Annotated in this window: 16 protein-coding genes and 1 other annotated feature; of the genes, 15 read left to right on the top strand and 1 reads right to left on the bottom strand. The window is 47.2% G+C overall.

Features of this window, described 5'->3' with window-relative positions; translation table 11 throughout:
- Nucleotides 1–97 precede the first annotated feature (97 nt).
- From ftsZ to F0220_RS21010, 13 genes are all read left to right on the top strand, one after another.
- Nucleotides 98–1213, top strand: a complete 1116-nt coding sequence (ftsZ, locus tag F0220_RS21070) for a cell division protein FtsZ (RefSeq protein ID WP_017687306.1) — start codon at nucleotides 98–100, stop codon at nucleotides 1211–1213.
- 261 nt (nucleotides 1214–1474) lie between these two features.
- On the top strand, nucleotides 1475–2455 hold the full coding sequence (gene spoIIGA, locus F0220_RS21065; RefSeq protein WP_091014080.1) for a sigma-E processing peptidase SpoIIGA: 981 nt from the start codon (nucleotides 1475–1477) through the stop codon (nucleotides 2453–2455).
- Between the two features lie 11 nt (nucleotides 2456–2466).
- Nucleotides 2467–3189, top strand: coding sequence for an RNA polymerase sporulation sigma factor SigE (gene sigE / locus F0220_RS21060; RefSeq protein ID WP_017687308.1), 723 nt, complete (start codon nucleotides 2467–2469; stop codon nucleotides 3187–3189).
- Between the two features lie 111 nt (nucleotides 3190–3300).
- Nucleotides 3301–4083, top strand: a complete 783-nt coding sequence (sigG, locus tag F0220_RS21055; protein ID WP_017687309.1) for an RNA polymerase sporulation sigma factor SigG — start codon at nucleotides 3301–3303, stop codon at nucleotides 4081–4083.
- A gap of 174 nt (nucleotides 4084–4257) precedes the next feature.
- A complete protein-coding gene (locus tag F0220_RS21050; protein WP_149846752.1) occupies nucleotides 4258–4650 on the top strand; it encodes a YlmC/YmxH family sporulation protein in 393 nt (130 codons plus the stop codon).
- Between the two features lie 51 nt (nucleotides 4651–4701).
- Nucleotides 4702–5595, top strand: coding sequence for a peptidoglycan editing factor PgeF (gene pgeF / locus F0220_RS21045; protein ID WP_149846751.1), 894 nt, complete (start codon nucleotides 4702–4704; stop codon nucleotides 5593–5595).
- Between the two features lie 6 nt (nucleotides 5596–5601).
- Nucleotides 5602–6303: a YggS family pyridoxal phosphate-dependent enzyme gene (locus tag F0220_RS21040; protein WP_149846750.1), complete on the top strand. Its 702-nt coding sequence runs from the start codon at nucleotides 5602–5604 to the stop codon at nucleotides 6301–6303.
- Entirely contained in the window at nucleotides 6294–6761 is a 468-nt protein-coding gene (locus F0220_RS21035) for a cell division protein SepF (protein ID WP_017687313.1), read from the top strand. Before F0220_RS21040 ends, F0220_RS21035 begins: the two co-directional genes overlap by 10 nt.
- 7 nt (nucleotides 6762–6768) lie before the next feature.
- Entirely contained in the window at nucleotides 6769–7038 is a 270-nt protein-coding gene (locus F0220_RS21030) for a YggT family protein (protein WP_036674839.1), read from the top strand.
- Nucleotides 7039–7053: 15 nt separating this feature from the next.
- A complete protein-coding gene (locus F0220_RS21025) occupies nucleotides 7054–7836 on the top strand; it encodes a YlmH family RNA-binding protein (protein ID WP_149846749.1) in 783 nt (260 codons plus the stop codon).
- A gap of 147 nt (nucleotides 7837–7983) precedes the next feature.
- The gene (locus F0220_RS21020; RefSeq protein ID WP_017687316.1) at nucleotides 7984–8493 is read left to right on the top strand and encodes a DivIVA domain-containing protein; all 510 of its coding nucleotides are present in this window, start codon (nucleotides 7984–7986) and stop codon (nucleotides 8491–8493) included.
- Between the two features lie 57 nt (nucleotides 8494–8550).
- Nucleotides 8551–8843 (top strand) — a binding site (T-box leader).
- Between the two features lie 685 nt (nucleotides 8844–9528).
- Nucleotides 9529–12627: an isoleucine--tRNA ligase gene (gene ileS / locus F0220_RS21015; RefSeq protein WP_149846748.1), complete on the top strand. Its 3099-nt coding sequence runs from the start codon at nucleotides 9529–9531 to the stop codon at nucleotides 12625–12627.
- A 165-nt stretch (nucleotides 12628–12792) separates the two neighbouring features.
- The gene (locus F0220_RS21010) at nucleotides 12793–13149 is read left to right on the top strand and encodes a DUF5665 domain-containing protein (RefSeq protein ID WP_149846747.1); all 357 of its coding nucleotides are present in this window, start codon (nucleotides 12793–12795) and stop codon (nucleotides 13147–13149) included.
- A 23-nt stretch (nucleotides 13150–13172) separates the two neighbouring features.
- Here F0220_RS21010 and F0220_RS21005 read toward each other — a convergent pair whose 3' ends face one another.
- Nucleotides 13173–13910, bottom strand: a complete 738-nt coding sequence (locus tag F0220_RS21005) for a TraR/DksA C4-type zinc finger protein (protein ID WP_036614837.1) — start codon at nucleotides 13908–13910, stop codon at nucleotides 13173–13175.
- 222 nt (nucleotides 13911–14132) lie between these two features.
- On the opposite strand from F0220_RS21005, the gene lspA reads away from it, so the two are divergent.
- Together lspA and F0220_RS20995 are read left to right on the top strand one after the other, a co-directional pair.
- Entirely contained in the window at nucleotides 14133–14627 is a 495-nt protein-coding gene (gene lspA / locus F0220_RS21000) for a signal peptidase II (protein WP_149846746.1), read from the top strand.
- Nucleotides 14620–15582 (top strand): RluA family pseudouridine synthase, encoded by a 963-nt coding sequence (locus tag F0220_RS20995; protein ID WP_411157702.1) that lies wholly within the window; start codon nucleotides 14620–14622, stop codon nucleotides 15580–15582. The genes lspA and F0220_RS20995 overlap by 8 nt, the downstream gene beginning before the upstream one ends.
- Nucleotides 15583–15650: the final 68 nt, after the last annotated feature.

The raw sequence follows: 15650 nt of genomic DNA, 5'->3' as shown, positions 1-15650 counted from the left end.
AAATAAACGCTTTCGTTCGTCGATATATGAAATTGATTCGGTTCAAATCAAAAATTGGACGGGCCATCCATGCACATTGAGGGGGAGATGGAATAATATGTTGGAATTTGATTTCGAGATGGAGAGCTTGGCTCAAATTAAAGTCATCGGTGTAGGCGGCGGCGGAAGCAATGCAGTCAACCGTATGATTGAAAATGGTGTACAAGGTGTTGAATTTATTACGGTGAATACGGATGCTCAGGCGTTACACCTGGCGAAATCCGAGCATAAATTGCAAATCGGTGATAAATTGACTCGTGGTCTTGGTGCTGGCGCCAACCCGGATGTAGGTAAAAAAGCAGCGGAAGAGTCCCGCGATCTGATCATGAACACGTTGAAAGGTGCAGACATGGTATTTGTTACAGCCGGTATGGGCGGCGGTACAGGTACAGGTGCGGCTCCGGTTATCGCCGAAATCGCTAAAGAGTGTGGTGCACTTACCGTGGGTGTCGTAACTCGTCCATTTACATTTGAAGGACGCAAGCGTTCCAGCCATGCAGAGCAAGGTATTGAAGCTCTCAAGGAAAAAGTCGACACACTGATCGTGATTCCTAATGATCGTTTGCTCGAAATCGTAGACAAAAAGACTCCTATGCTTGAAGCATTCCGTCAAGCGGATAACGTACTTCGTCAAGCTGTACAAGGTATCTCTGATTTGATCGCTGTACCGGGTCTGATCAACCTTGACTTTGCTGACGTCAAAACGATTATGCACGAACGTGGTTCAGCCCTTATGGGGATTGGTGAATCAACTGGTGAGAATCGTGCCGCAGAAGCAGCACGGAAAGCCATTATGAGTCCTTTGCTTGAAACTTCTATTGAAGGTGCTCGCGGGGTAATCATGAACATTACGGGTGGCGTTAATCTGTCCCTGTATGAAGTGAATGAAGCTGCAGAGATCGTAACGTCTGCTTCCGACCCGGAAGTAAACATGATCTTTGGTGCCATCATTGACGAAGACCTGAAAGAGGAGATTAAGGTTACAGTTATTGCAACCGGTTTTGAAGATAAACCTGCTCCACCACCACCAGGACGTAAGCCAGCTCCAGCAACAGCGGAGACGACAGATACGCGTTCTCCGAACCTGCGTCCTTTTGGAAATCAGCCGAGCAATGATCAGCTGGATATTCCGACATTTTTACGCAATCGTTCACGCAATAATAACAACGATTAATACGCAAATCAATGTATTGGAAACCCGGTACTCCTTATGGAGTGACCGGGTTTTTTCTGTTTATTTAGATATCATAGCATACAGCAATGAACAAATTCTGAACAAAGGGCCTGAGCAATTCCGACAAAAAAAGTTGGAACCACACCCCCATGATTAGACAGACTTTGAACAGGGGGCTCCGTATACTTGTGAATATGCTCATGAATATCAGGATATCGGGTAACGGTATTTCGATATGTTGCGCGCAGGCAGGTGAAGACTTTGGTTGTTTATGTGGATCTAATTTTTTTGACAAACCTGTGTATTGACGGTGCACTCATCGGAATGACCGCCTGGATGCGCAAGACAAAGCTGGTTTGGTGGCGATGGTTGCTGTCAGCCATTGTCGGTGCATTATACGTGGTCATGATGTTTGTACCGGAGTTTGATTTTATGTTCACCTTTTTGATCAAGTTCGGGTTCTCGCTGGTCATGCTTACGATTGCTTTTGGGTTTAAAGGTCTGCAGGCTTTTGCGAGGACGCTGGGTACCTTCTATGTGATTAATTTTGTCGCTGCTGGAGGTATTCTGGGTGTGCATTACATGCTTCAGAGCTCCGGTGAGTTGTTTAACGGCATTTGGTTCACGGCTTCTGGCGGTATGTCATTTGATCTGAAAATTGCTTTCTGGTTCACGTTTATCGTATTTTTTGCTGTCCTGTTTTTATTTAAAGCTGTGCAGAGTTCAAAACGGAAAACGGATCGCATGACGACCTATTTGGGCAAAGTTGAGGTCTGCATCGATGAGGTAGTCATTTCTTGTACAGGCCTTCTGGATACGGGCAATCAACTTACAGATCCCTTATCGCGCATGCCGGTCATGGTGATGGAGGTTTCGTTATGGCAAGACATGTTACCTGCTTCATGGAAGGGTAGACTCAAGGACGAGGCGCCGGACAACCTTATTCTGGAGCTTGATCAGGAAAGTTTTCAGTGGCAGGATCGACTGCGGCTAGTGCCTTATCGGGGCATTAACAAAGGGACTGCGTTTATGCTGGCAATGAAGCCGGACCGGGTGAAGGTGACGATGGAGGAAACATGTTATGAGACGACAAGGGTACTTATTGGGCTGGATGGAGGTGTTTTGTCGTCGGATGGGAAATACCAGGCCGTGATTCATCCTGAACTTGTGCAAGACGCTGCTTCTGCGCAGTCTACGGCTCTCTCTGCGGGAGCAACAGAAAAGCCGCTGAATGTGGTATAGGAGGAACGTACATGCTTGTGAAATGGAAACTGGTGGCGCAGCTGCAATATTACCGTCTGTTATTTTTATTGGGACTCAAAAGCGAAGAGATCTATTATATTGGGGGAAGTGAGGCACTTCCGCCGCCATTGACCCGGGAAGAGGAAGAATTTTTGCTGCAAAAATTATCCTCGGGAGACTCGGCCATTCGCGCGATGCTCATTGAGCGCAACCTGCGTCTGGTGGTGTACATTGCACGCAAATTTGAAAACACAGGAATCAATATTGAGGATTTGGTCTCCATTGGAGCCATCGGATTGATTAAGGCAGTGAATACATTTGACCCGGAAAAGAAAATCAAACTGGCAACCTATGCTTCACGTTGTATCGAAAATGAAATTTTGATGTACCTAAGACGTAATAGTAAGATCCGAACTGAAGTTTCTTTTGATGAACCGCTCAACATTGATTGGGATGGAAATGAACTATTATTATCCGATGTATTGGGTACAGAAAACGATACAATCTATCGGAATATTGAAGAGCAGGTAGACCGAAAACTTCTGCACAAGGCACTGGAAAAATTAACGGAGCGCGAGCGAATGATTATGGAGCTTCGTTTTGGCCTGACGGATGGGGAAGAAAAGACACAAAAAGATGTAGCAGATCTCCTCGGAATCTCCCAATCCTACATCTCTCGTCTCGAAAAAAGAATCATTAAAAGACTCCGCAAAGAGTTCAATAAAATGGTCTGAAATACATCATTGGTCAGAATGGGTATTACTGGCAAGGGTGCCAAGTACGAATAAAAAAGCCTGCCCCGGAGATAATGTACATTAATGTTTCTCCTTGGGAGGTAAATCACGATGACCCGAAACAAAGTCGAGATTTGTGGCGTGGACACCGCAAAATTGCCTGTCCTCACCAACACTGAAATGCGGGAATTGTTTCATTCCCTTCAGCAACACCATGATCGCTCAGCAAGAGAGAAATTAGTGAATGGCAACCTGCGTCTTGTGCTCAGTGTCATTCAGCGTTTTAACAATCGGGGGGAGTTTGTCGATGATCTGTTCCAGGTTGGTTGCATCGGCCTGATGAAAGCCATTGATAATTTTGATTTATCCCAGAATGTCAAATTTTCAACCTACGCGGTGCCGATGATTATCGGTGAAATCCGTCGATACCTGCGTGACAATAATCCGATTCGGGTATCTCGCTCCTTGAGGGACATTGCTTACAAAGCACTTCAGGTCCGTGACAGCCTGACGAATAAAAACTCTCGGGAACCGACGATATTCGAAATTGCGGAAGTACTGAATGTGCCGAAGGAAGATGTTGTTTTTGCATTGGACGCCATTCAGGACCCGGTCTCGCTCTTCGAACCGATTTATCATGATGGTGGTGATCCGATCTATGTTATGGATCAGATCAGCGATGACAGAAACAAGGATGTGTCATGGATCGAGGAAATTGCACTTCGTGAAGCGATGCATCGTCTTGGTCAGCGGGAAAAAATGATTCTGTCGATGCGGTTTTTCGAAGGGAAAACCCAGATGGAAGTGGCTGATGAAATTGGCATTTCCCAGGCTCAGGTATCACGTCTGGAGAAATCAGCGATACAGCAGATGCAAAAACATGTAAAGTCATAACAGGATGCAAAGGCAGAAGGACGATCAATCGGGGCAGTGTATACCGTTGGTCGTCTTTTTGTTATGGACCGTTTCCACATTCGATGAAAAACAGGACATTTTTCGCCCTTGAAACATATATTGTATAGAAGCGTGAAGAACGGGCAGAAGAGGAATAACAGGGGGCGGGAATGAATGAAAGTAAATACGAGCGAAGTAGCGGCACGAGGCATGAAAATCTCGGACTTTCAGACAAAGGATGTCATTAACATTACGGATGGTAAACGCCTCGGTCAGATCAGTGATTTGGAACTGGATCTGAAGCAGGGACGAATTGAAGCGATTGTTGTGCCAGGGTACAGCCGTTTTATGGGTCTCTTTGGCGGGGGAACTGACCTGGTCATTCCTTGGAGAAACATTGTGAAGATTGGTTCAGATGTGATACTGGTGAAGATGGATGGGGTGAAGGAAAATACGTATGACGAGCGTGATCGCGAAGCGCGCCTGTATGATGAACAGCAGCATAACCGCACAGAGCGAGTGGAACGCATTGAACGGTCGGAACGTAATCAGCGTCGCACGATATAAAGGAGACAGAATGTGGCTCATTTGGTACACTGGAAGTGGTGAGGTGAGATAATGGAACCCTTTGTATTGGATAAAGAATTACTTGAACGGACCAAGAATTCAGATTTCGGTCCTGATCCGTTATTATTATATGTTGAGCCCTGGACACAGCAATTTGAACAGTTGTCAGTCGGGTTTACGACGAGGCATGGTGGAGTTGGAAAAGTTCCGTATGCTACGCTCAATTGTGCTTATCATGTGGGGGATGACCCTGAAATTGTACTTAACAACCGCAGGCTTGTAACCGAGAAGCTTGGTTTTGCAGCAGAAGCTTGGACCTGTGGAGAGCAGGTGCATGGCAAACATGTCGCAGTAATTACCGCTGAAGATCGGAGCAGAGGATTACTTGATCGTCAATCTGCGTTGCAGGATACGGATGGATTGGTCACGAATGTGCCTGGTGTGCTGCTGACTTCTTTCTACGCAGACTGTGTTCCGCTTTATTTCTATGACCCTGTACAGCAGGCGGTAGGTCTTGCTCATGCCGGCTGGAAAGGTACAGTCGCGGGTATCGCTGTATCCATGGTGGAGACGATGGAACGGGAGTATGGCAGCCGTAGGCAGGACATTCGAGCTGCAATCGGTCCGTCGATTGGGGATTGCTGTTATGAAGTGGATGAGGCGGTCATGCAGCATGTACGGGTTTGGTTTGATGATTCCCCGGTTAATGATGAATACAAGGATTCTGCTTCCAAACAAGCATATCGAGCCGTGAATAACGGTAAAACGATGTTAAACTTGAAAGAATGTAATCGACACATTATGATGAAAGCAGGAATAATGCCGGATCATATCGAATGTACAACATGGTGTACAAGTTGTCATCCCGAACTATTTTTCTCCTATCGGAAGGAAAATGGTGTTACAGGGCGGATGGCGAGCTGGATTGGGCTGGAAGAGAGGTGACCCTCTGTGTCATTGGAGGAGCGTATTCAACAGGTAAATCAGAAGATCGAGGACGCATGTCGGCGCAGTAACCGTCATCGTGATGATGTGAATGTGATTGCGGTCACGAAATATGTCTCACTTGAAACAACGGGATCGGTGCTGAATCATGGTCTTGAGCATATTGGAGAAAACCGGTGGCAGGATGCACAGGCCAAATGGGAAGCTTTTGGTCAGCAGGGTACCTGGCACTTTATCGGTCATTTGCAGACAAACAAGGTGAAAGACGTGATTGGCAAGTTTCTTTACATCCATTCACTGGATCGTTTGTCATTGGCGAAGGAGTTGGATAAAAAAGCAGCTTCACTTGGCATCCAGGTGGAAACGTTTTTGCAGGTGAATATTTCGGGTGAAGAGAGCAAGTATGGATTACAGCCTGAACAGGCAAGTTCTTTTTTGCGTGATATTCGTTCGTTCAACAATCTCAAGGTCGTTGGCCTGATGACTATGGCACCTCATGAGGAAGATCCGGAGCTGACGCGTCCCGTATTTCGTGGATTGCGTGAGCTGAGAGATCAATTGAATGGACAAGCCCTTACAGCAGAGCCATTGACTGAGCTGTCAATGGGGATGTCCAATGATTTTGAAGTGGCCATTGAAGAAGGGGCAACCTGGGTACGGCTAGGATCGATTCTCGTAGGAAAAGAGGAGGGTTCACGATGGGCGTAATGAATAAATTTATGAATTTCCTCGGACTTCAGGAAGAGGAAGAGATTGTGGAACGTGAACGAATGGCTGCGCAGGAGGAAAATGAGTCTGAACATCAGGAAGCTGAAACCTCCAGTCTCGATAAACGTAGAAACCAAAGGGGGAATAATGTGGTGAGCATTCATTCCCAGAAAAATGTTAAAGTTGTCCTGTATGAACCGCGTTCTTATGACGAGGCTCAGGAAATTGCCGACCATCTGCGTTCGCATCGTACTGTTGTGGTGAACTTGCAACGAATTCGCCAGGACCAAGCGCTGCGCGTTATTGATTTTTTGAGTGGCACGGTATATGCATTGGGTGGCGGTATTTCCAAAATCGGCGGAAACATTTTTCTCTGTACGCCAGATACGGTTGAAATTCAGGGCTCAATTACGGAAATACTGGCTGACAGCGAGCAAGATTATAACAGAATGAGGTGAGCCACTTTTGTATCAGATCGAAAGCGTGTTGTACACGTTATACCAGATTTACTTTTACATGGTCATTGTCTACATATTGATGTCTTGGCTTCCCAATGCGCGGGAAAGCTTCATCGGTGAATGGCTGGGCAAATTAGTGGAGCCATATCTAAGACCATTCCGTCGATTTATCCCCCCTTTGTTCGGTGTGCTGGATATTTCCCCAATTGTGGCGCTGATCGTTCTCCAACTCGCGCTTAATGGGCTGATTTCCATACTCCGGTATTTTGCATATTAGGGTAGGGTGATATAGATGAGCGGTGAAATTTACGAACATTTTAGCCATGATGAGCGAGATTTTGTAGATAAGGCTTCGGATTGGGTTGAGCGGGCAGGCAAGTATCATGACATGAAGCTAACTGACTTCCTTGACCCAAGACAGGTTTTTATCTTACAGACTCTTGCCAATCGTCGTAACGACGTTCAGATTCGTCTGGATGGTGGTTACGAGGCTGCTGAACGCAGGCGTGCGCTGGTTGCACCTGATTATATGTATCTGGATGATGAGGATATGGGAATGCAGGTGCTCAGTATCACGTCTGATGATCAGAAAATCTCGGAGCTGGAACATGGGGACTATATGGGTTCCCTGCTCGGGCTTGGGATGAAACGTGGAAAGATCGGGGATATCCAAGTGCTGGAGGACGGTTGCCATACAGTGGTGGCGGCGGAAACCGGCGCTTTTTTATCGCTTCAACTGAATCAGGTGCATCGGTTACATGTGTTCACAGAGTTACTTCCTTTGGATCAGATGCGATGGTCAGAGAGCAAACTGGAGACGATGGACATTACGGTCGCTTCTCTTCGTTTGGATGGAATCTGTGCAGATGTGTATCGGCTTAGTCGCAGTAAAGTGCTGGTGCCGATCAAAGCTGGTCGCTGCCGTGTCAACTGGAAAGTTGAGGAAGATCCCTCCAAATCGCTAAAAGCGGGTGATGTCGTATCCATTCAGGGATTTGGCCGTTTCAAGGTTATGGAACAGGATGGGATGACTAAAAAAGGGCGCTGCCGAGTGAAAATCGGCAAATTTGCCTGAGTCTGTTGCAGGAAAATCCGCTTTCTTGTCGAAATGTTTATCATAAAGGTGTAGAAAATACGCGGTGTATCCGATATACATTAAGTCAAAGATTTATGCTGCAAACCTTCTCTGGACGAGAAGGAACTTTAACAGGAGGTGGACAGCATGCCATTAACGCCGCTGGACATACACAACAAGGAATTTTCCCGACGTTTGCGCGGGTATGACGAGGATGAAGTCAATGAATTCCTGGATCAAGTCATCAAAGATTACGAAGGCGTCATTCGCGAGAACAAAGAGCTGAGCAATCAGTTGCTGTCCGTTCAGGAAAAGCTGGATCATTTTTCTACAATTGAAGAGACGCTTAGCAAAACGATCATCATTGCGCAGGAAGCTGCTGATGATGTGAAGGGTAATGCGAAGAAAGAAGCGCAGTTGATCGTGAAGGAAGCAGAGAAAAATGCAGACCGGATCGTGAACGAATCATTGGGAAAATCGCGTAAAATTGCTTTGGAAGTGGAAGAACTGAAAAAGCAGGCCTCGATTTATCGTGCCCGTTTCCGCACGCTTGTTGAAGCGCAGCTTGAACTGTTGACTCAGGATGGTTGGGAAGTGCTGGAGAGCCGGGAGCAGGAAGTGCGTGACCGTGAGCGGGAGATGAAAGAAATTTATTAGTCTGTCGCCTGGTTGACTTTTGTCTGCAAAGAGGCTATAACTATATTCATAATGAATAGTGATTCCATGACGGGTTCAGTACGTTATGATCTCATCCCTCAGAGAGTTGGTGGTTGGTGCAAACCAATGGATGAGTTATAGCCGAATATCTCCCCGGAGAAGTGACGCTGAAGCGGTGATCTTGATTGCCGTGTGTAAGCCGAACCGTAAGCCGTACGTTATAACGGCACCCTGCGGTAGTATAGCGGGGCATAAGCGCTGTTGATGACAGAGCATACCCAGGCTTGCCTGGATGTGGTTTGTGATGAACAGAATTAGGGTGGTAACGCGAGTATAGCCTCGTCCCTTTCCAGGGACGGGGCTTTTTTGTGTCCAAAAAAGGCGAACGTCCATGAGGCCCGAAGGGGTCTCATGGAGAGAGCCGCCCGCCGGGGGAGCGAAGCGCCCGGCACACGGGTTCGCCAAGGCGAACGCCCATGAGGCCCGAAGGTGCCTCAAGGAGAGAGCCGCCCGCCGGGGGAGCGAAGCACCCGGCAACAGGGTTTTCGCCAAGGCGAACGCCTATGAGGCCCGAAGGTGCCTCAAGGAGAGAGCCCACCCGCCGGGGGAGCGAAGCACCCGGCACACGGGTTCGCTAAGGCGAACGTCCATGAGGCCCGAAGGTGCATCAAGGAGAGAGCCCACCCGCCGGGGGAGAGAAGCACCCGGCAACAGGGTTTTCGCCAAGGCGAACGCCCATGAGGCCCGAAGGTGCCTCATGGAGAGAGCCACCCGCCGGGAAAGCGAAGCACCCGGCAACACCCGCCTCGCGGCAAGGCCATGCGGCGTTCACGCAGGGAACAGCCGCAAAATGGCCGCCACTACGCACATAAACCCACGCCCATAAGCGCAACTAATCCCCCAACGACAACCCATCCCGGGTGTCCAGAGGGCGGAGCGCCTATGGGGTCCCCCTTGGTAAGGGGGATTTAGGGGGATTGAAACGCTTTTTGTGGACGGTCCACAATTTAACCAAAGAAAGGGAAGATAATCATCATGCAACGAGTTGACGTCAAAGAGAAGGCACGTGCCAGAGAATTACGCGTGTTAGATAAATGGAAAACGGAGAATACATTCAAAAGATCCATCGAAAACCGCGAGGGCAAGCCAAACTTCGTATTTTATGAAGGACCCCCTACAGCGAACGGAAAACCACATATCGGTCACGTTCTGGGACGCGTAATCAAGGATTTCGTTGGTCGTTATAACACGATGAAGGGTTACCGTGTTGTTCGTAAAGCGGGTTGGGATACACACGGTCTGCCAGTAGAACTGGGTGTACAGAAGAAGCTTGGTATCTCCCACAAGTGGGAAATCGAAGATTATGGCGTGGAAAAATTCATTAACGAATGTAAAGCGAGCGTATTCGAGTATGAGCAACAATGGCGTGATTTGACAGAAGGTATCGGATATTGGACGGATATGGATAACCCGTATATCACCCTTGATAACAACTACATCGAGAGTGTATGGAACATCCTGGCGACAATTCATGAGAAAGGCCTGTTGTATCGTGGTCACCGTGTGAGTCCGTATTGCCCATCATGTCAGACAACACTGAGTTCCCATGAAGTTGCACAAGGGTACAAAGACGTCAAAGACCTGAGCGCTACAGCGAAATTTAAACTGAATGACAGCGGAGAATTTGTACTGGCTTGGACAACAACACCTTGGACGCTGCCTTCACATGTTGCACTTGCCGTGAATCCGGATATGGACTACTCCCGTGTTCGTCAAGGTGATGAAGTGTACATCATGGCAACCAATCTGGTTGAAAAAGTGATGAAAGATACCAAGGGTGAGTATGAGATCATCGGTGCACTGAAAGGTGCCGATCTGGTTGGCAAAACGTATGATCCTCCGTTCAACTACGTTCAGGCTGAGAAAGCCAACATCATTCTGGGTGCAGGCTTTGTAACGGATGCAAGTGGTACGGGTATCGTACACATGGCTCCTGCCCATGGTGAAGATGACTACCGTGTATGCCGTGAGAATGGGATCAGCTTTGTGAACATGGTGGACCTGGAAGGTAAATTTGTTGCTGAGGTTACTGATTTTGCCGGACGTTTCGTGAAGGATTGTGATATTGATATCGTGCGATACTTGTCCGAGAATGGACGTTTGTTCAGCAAAGAAAAATATGAGCACAGCTATCCATTCTGCTGGCGTTGTGATACACCACTTCTGTACTATGCAATGGACAGCTGGTTTATCCAAACAACAGCCATCAAGGACCAACTGATTGCCAACAATAGTGAAGTGGATTGGTACCCAGGTCATGTTCGTGAAGGTCGCTTCGGGAAATTCCTTGAGGATCTGGTGGATTGGAACATCAGCCGTGATCGTTATTGGGGAACACCGCTGAACATCTGGGTGTGCGAGGAGACTGGCGAACAATTTGCTCCACACAGCATTGCAGAATTGCGTGCTCGTGCGATAGGTGATGTGCCTGAGAATCTTGAATTGCATAAACCATATGTGGATGACGTTAAAGTCATGAGCTCTTGTGGCAAATATGAGATGAAACGTACGCCGGAAGTGATCGATGTCTGGTTCGACAGCGGCTCCATGCCGTTTGCTCAGCAGCACTATCCATTTGAAAATAAAGAAGTATTCGAACAGCAGTATCCTGCTGATATGATCTGTGAGGGAATTGACCAGACACGTGGCTGGTTCTACAGCTTGCTGGCGGTTTCCACCCTTTTGACAGGCAAAGCGCCTTACAAAGCGGTTATGGCTACAGGACACGTTCTGGACGAGAACGGACAGAAGATGTCCAAATCCAAAGGTAACGTTATCGATCCTTGGGAAGTGATTGAAGAATATGGTACAGATGCATTCCGCTGGGCTTTGTTGTCTGACAGTGCACCGTGGAACAGCAAACGTTTCTCCAAAGGTATCGTAGGCGAAGCCAAATCCAAAATGGTGGATACGCTGGTCAACACCCATGCATTCCTGACGCTTTATGCTACCATTGATGGATTTGATCCACAGGAGCACCCGTTCCAACTGTCCGCACACAAGCTGGATCGCTGGATTCTGTCGAGACTGAACAGCCTGATCCTGGTTGTAGAAAAAGCGTTGCTGGTTAACGACTATCTGAACTCTTCCAAAGCGATTGAAGCATTTGTTGATGAGTTGAGTAACTGGTATATCCGTCGTTCCCGTGACCGGTTCTGGGGAAGTGGCCTGACAGAGGATAAACTCGACGCTTACCGCACATTGACTGAGGTACTGGTGACTACTGCGAAATTGGTTGCTCCGTTCACACCGATGCTGGCAGAAGACATCTATCTGAACCTTGCAACAGGTGAGAGTGTGCACATGGAAGACTATCCGGTAGCTAATGAATCGCTGATTGATGCAGGTCTGGAACAAGATATGGAGACGGCTCGCCGCGTGGTTGAACTTGCCCGTAACGTTCGTAACGAAACAGGCATCAAGACACGTCAGCCGCTGTCCGAATTGATCGTTTCTCTGGATAAAGGATTTGACCTGGCAAGTTATGAAGAGATCATCAAGGAAGAGATCAATGTAAAAGGAATCCGTACGGAGCATAATGATGCGGAATTCGTTGACTTTACATTGAAGCTGAACCTGAAAGTTGCAGGTAAGAAATACGGTAAAAACGTAGGATTTCTGCAAAACTTCTTCAAGGGAATGTCGGCCGATGAGACGCGTAAAGTGGTTTCGGAAGGCGTGCTGAACATCGTTTCTCCGGAAGGCGAAGAGCTGCAAGTGACGAGCGAAGAATTATTGGTTGATAAGCAGGCTAAATCAGGTTTTGCTTCTGCATCAGGTTACGGTCTGACGGTTGCGCTCAATACCGAAATCACAGCATCACTGGAACAGGAAGGCTGGGTCCGTGAAGTGGTTCGTGCTGTGCAGGATACCCGGAAACGACTGGACCTGCCAATTGAGAAAAGAGTACGTTTGACACTGGATGTGGATGCATCCCTTCAGGAAGCTATTCAGGCGTTTGATGATGTATTGCGTGAAAATGTTCTCGTAACCGAAGTGACATTTGGCACAAATGAGGCCATGGAACGTGTTGAAGCCGGAGGCAAATCGATCGGTATTTATATCGAAGCGTAATTCGGAGCATATCCCATTCAACAGGGATAGAATATAGAGTATAAACAAACGAGCCGCAGAGGCAGGGACATATTCCCTGGTTCTGGGCTCGTTTGTTTTTTAAGCAAAAAGGCAATGATTCTATAGTGCAGTTAATCTATATTGATCAAAGGAACTGACCAAAACATGAGCGAACATGACAAGCAAGCGGAAACTGCTACACCATCAACATCAGATCATCTGAATTCGCATGACAAAATTGAAGAGCTACATACCCTGACTAACCGTCTGGCGAATGAACTGGAACGTTCACGCATTGCGCAATACACAGAATTGCTGAACAGACCATGGAAATTAATCGGACTTAACTTGTTGTCTGGAGCCGCAAGAGGTGTGGGGATCGCGATTGGTTTTACCTTTTTCGCAGCAACGATTATTTACGTTTTACAGCTACTTGGGGCGCTCAATCTTCCCATTGTTGGAGACTACATCGCTGATATTGTGCGCATTGTCCAGCGTCAGCTTGATATGAACACCTACTAAGCGTGAATGATATTAAGTTACATTTAGTAAATGTCATCCGTCTCCATATCTGGTTCTAACAGACCCTCGCCCTCACGGTTCTCCAGATACTGGCGATATTGCCGATTGCGCACGATGGAGACGTCATGACCATAGATGTCTGTTGCAACGAAGCTTTCGTACGCTTCAACGCAGCCCTCCACTTCATCGGTTGCTTCAATCGCCATAACATCATAGCTGTCGATATCGCGTCCTTCAGCCATGGCTGGAGAGTTCGATGTGCCCCAGCTTTCAACAATCTGCCACGTGTCCTCACCATCGAAGCCATTTTGATCATCACGCTCGTCCAGACTGGTTCGACCAAATGCCGGGGCAAGGAATTCTTCCTCTACAGGACGGTTTTCGGAGACAACGGTTTCCGGTTGATGTTTTTTACAGTATTTGGTGTAGGGAACAGCTTCCATGCGTTCATAAGGGATGGGTTGCTGGCAGACCGCACATGTACCGTAATGTCCTTCTTCGATGGAGTGCAGTGCAGAATCGATACGTTCCAATTGGAATTCATCATGTTCCAGCAGGGAAATATCTTTCTCGCGTTCATACACCTCCGTAGCTATGTCGCCAGGATGATTATCAATTGGTGATAATTCACCTGTCTGTAGTTTAAGGGAATCTCCAAGGCCATAATGCTCGTTTTCCGAAAGTCTATGTTCAATATCGCGCTTATCGGACATCAGTTGGGAACGTAAAAATTGCAATTGTTCGTTAGTGAAATGTGACATGTTTTTCTCCTTTCTGCTTTCATGCTGGAATCCGGATTTTGACTCTATTGTAGGATGTGCCATCTAGGGCAAGATTACAGAAGGGAAATGTTATCGTTTTTGCCATAAGCTTTGCTGATATAGCGCGTCGTGGACGATTTCCAAACAGCTGTGCTACAATAAACAAGTCTGGCGTAAGCCTGGTATCGTTTGGAAAAGACAAGAACGGAGTGACAAACAAACGTGGTGTATTATATCCTCGCTTTTATCGTATTTTTATTGGATCAGGGAACCAAGTATCTGATTGCAACCCGGATGGAACTCAGAGAAGAAATTCCGGTCATCGGCAATTTCTTTGTCATCACATCACATCGTAACTCAGGAGCAGCATTTGGCATTCTGCAAGACCAGCGTTGGTTCTTTATCGTGGTTACGTTGATTGTGGTCGTTGCCTTGATTTGGTATTTGCAAAAGGTAAAAGATACCCCGCACAAATTGCTGCCTGTGGCGCTTAGTTTGGTGCTTGGTGGAGCAATTGGCAACTTCCTTGACCGGGCATTAACCGGAGAAGTTGTAGATTTTGTACAACTTAATTTTGGAAGTTATACGTTTCCCATTTTTAACATCGCCGATTCGGCAATCTGCATGGGTGTAGCGTTGATCATTGTGGAGACGTTGCTTGAAGGACGGCGCGAAAAAGCAGCCGCGAAGATTGAAGGGAATGAACATCATGAGTAATCCGAATAAGGAACAGATTAACGACGAAGAACTAATGAATGGCAATGAACGTATGGAATGGACCGTTGCCGCTGAACATAAAAAAGAACGAATAGACAAATATATTACGGAAGCCGTGGATAACGTATCTCGCTCCCAAGTTCAATTGTGGATCGGAGACGGAATGGTTACGGTAAATGGTGCTGTAGTCAAAGCCAATGCCAAGTTATCCGAAGGTGATCTGATTGAACTACAGATTCCTGAACCGGCTGCCGTTGAGATCGTTGCCGAAGATATCCCGCTGGAAGTGGTATATGAAGACAGCGACCTAATCGTGATTAACAAACAGCGTGGTCTTGTGGTGCATCCAGCACCAGGACATACGTCGGGTACCCTCGTTAATGCACTTATGCATCACTGCAAAGACCTCTCGGGTATTAATGGGGAGTTGCGTCCTGGTATTGTGCATCGTATCGATAAGGATACATCTGGCCTGATCATGGCTGCCAAGAACGATCGTGCGCATGCATCACTGGCTGCCCAGTTGAAAGACCATACGGTGAACAGACGTTATATCGCGCTTGTTCATGGTCATCTTAACCATGATCAAGGGACCGTTGATGCACCGATTGGACGAGATACCAATGACCGCAAAATGTATACGGTCACAGAACGTAACAGTAAACATGCCGTTACGCATTTTACCGTTACAGAGCGGATTAATGATTACACCTTGTTGGAATTGAAACTGGAGACAGGACGTACTCACCAGATTCGGGTTCACATGAAATTTATTGGTCATCCGCTTGTAGGAGATCCAACTTATGGACGGAATAAAGGCATCAAAATGCAAGGACAGGCTCTTCATGCGGCTATTCTAGGATTTGTGCATCCAACAACGGGAGAATACCTTGAATTTTCAGCTCCGATTCCGCAAGATATGGAAGACGTGCTTGCATCGCTACGCAGTCGTTAACAGCTCCAAGAAAGTACAAATGTTCGGATACTTTGTCCATGGCTTTGATTACGCAAATGCTTCATATT

Source organism: Paenibacillus sp. 37 (assembly GCF_008386395.1).
Lineage (GTDB): Bacteria > Bacillota > Bacilli > Paenibacillales > Paenibacillaceae > Paenibacillus > Paenibacillus amylolyticus_B.
The sequence above is the reverse complement of the archived record's forward strand: the minus strand, read 5'-3'. Positions and strand labels throughout refer to the sequence as shown.

Excerpts from the sequence above, each read along its gene's own strand:
- ftsZ (WP_017687306.1), top strand. The coding sequence starts at position 98 with ATGTTGGAATTTGATTTCGAGATGGAGAGCTTGGCTCAAATTAAAGTC.
- sigE (WP_017687308.1), top strand. The coding sequence starts at position 2,467 with ATGCTTGTGAAATGGAAACTGGTGGCGCAGCTGCAATATTACCGTCTG.
- sigG (WP_017687309.1), top strand. The coding sequence starts at position 3,301 with ATGACCCGAAACAAAGTCGAGATTTGTGGCGTGGACACCGCAAAATTG.
- F0220_RS21050 (WP_149846752.1), top strand. The coding sequence starts at position 4,258 with ATGAAAGTAAATACGAGCGAAGTAGCGGCACGAGGCATGAAAATCTCG.
- pgeF (WP_149846751.1), top strand. The coding sequence starts at position 4,702 with ATGGAACCCTTTGTATTGGATAAAGAATTACTTGAACGGACCAAGAAT.
- F0220_RS21035 (WP_017687313.1), top strand. The coding sequence starts at position 6,294 with ATGGGCGTAATGAATAAATTTATGAATTTCCTCGGACTTCAGGAAGAG.
- F0220_RS21025 (WP_149846749.1), top strand. The coding sequence starts at position 7,054 with ATGAGCGGTGAAATTTACGAACATTTTAGCCATGATGAGCGAGATTTT.
- F0220_RS21020 (WP_017687316.1), top strand. The coding sequence starts at position 7,984 with ATGCCATTAACGCCGCTGGACATACACAACAAGGAATTTTCCCGACGT.
- ileS (WP_149846748.1), top strand. The coding sequence starts at position 9,529 with ATGCAACGAGTTGACGTCAAAGAGAAGGCACGTGCCAGAGAATTACGC.
- F0220_RS21010 (WP_149846747.1), top strand. The coding sequence starts at position 12,793 with ATGAGCGAACATGACAAGCAAGCGGAAACTGCTACACCATCAACATCA.
- F0220_RS21005 (WP_036614837.1), bottom strand. The coding sequence starts at position 13,910 with ATGTCACATTTCACTAACGAACAATTGCAATTTTTACGTTCCCAACTG.
- F0220_RS20995 (WP_411157702.1), top strand. The coding sequence starts at position 14,620 with ATGAGTAATCCGAATAAGGAACAGATTAACGACGAAGAACTAATGAAT.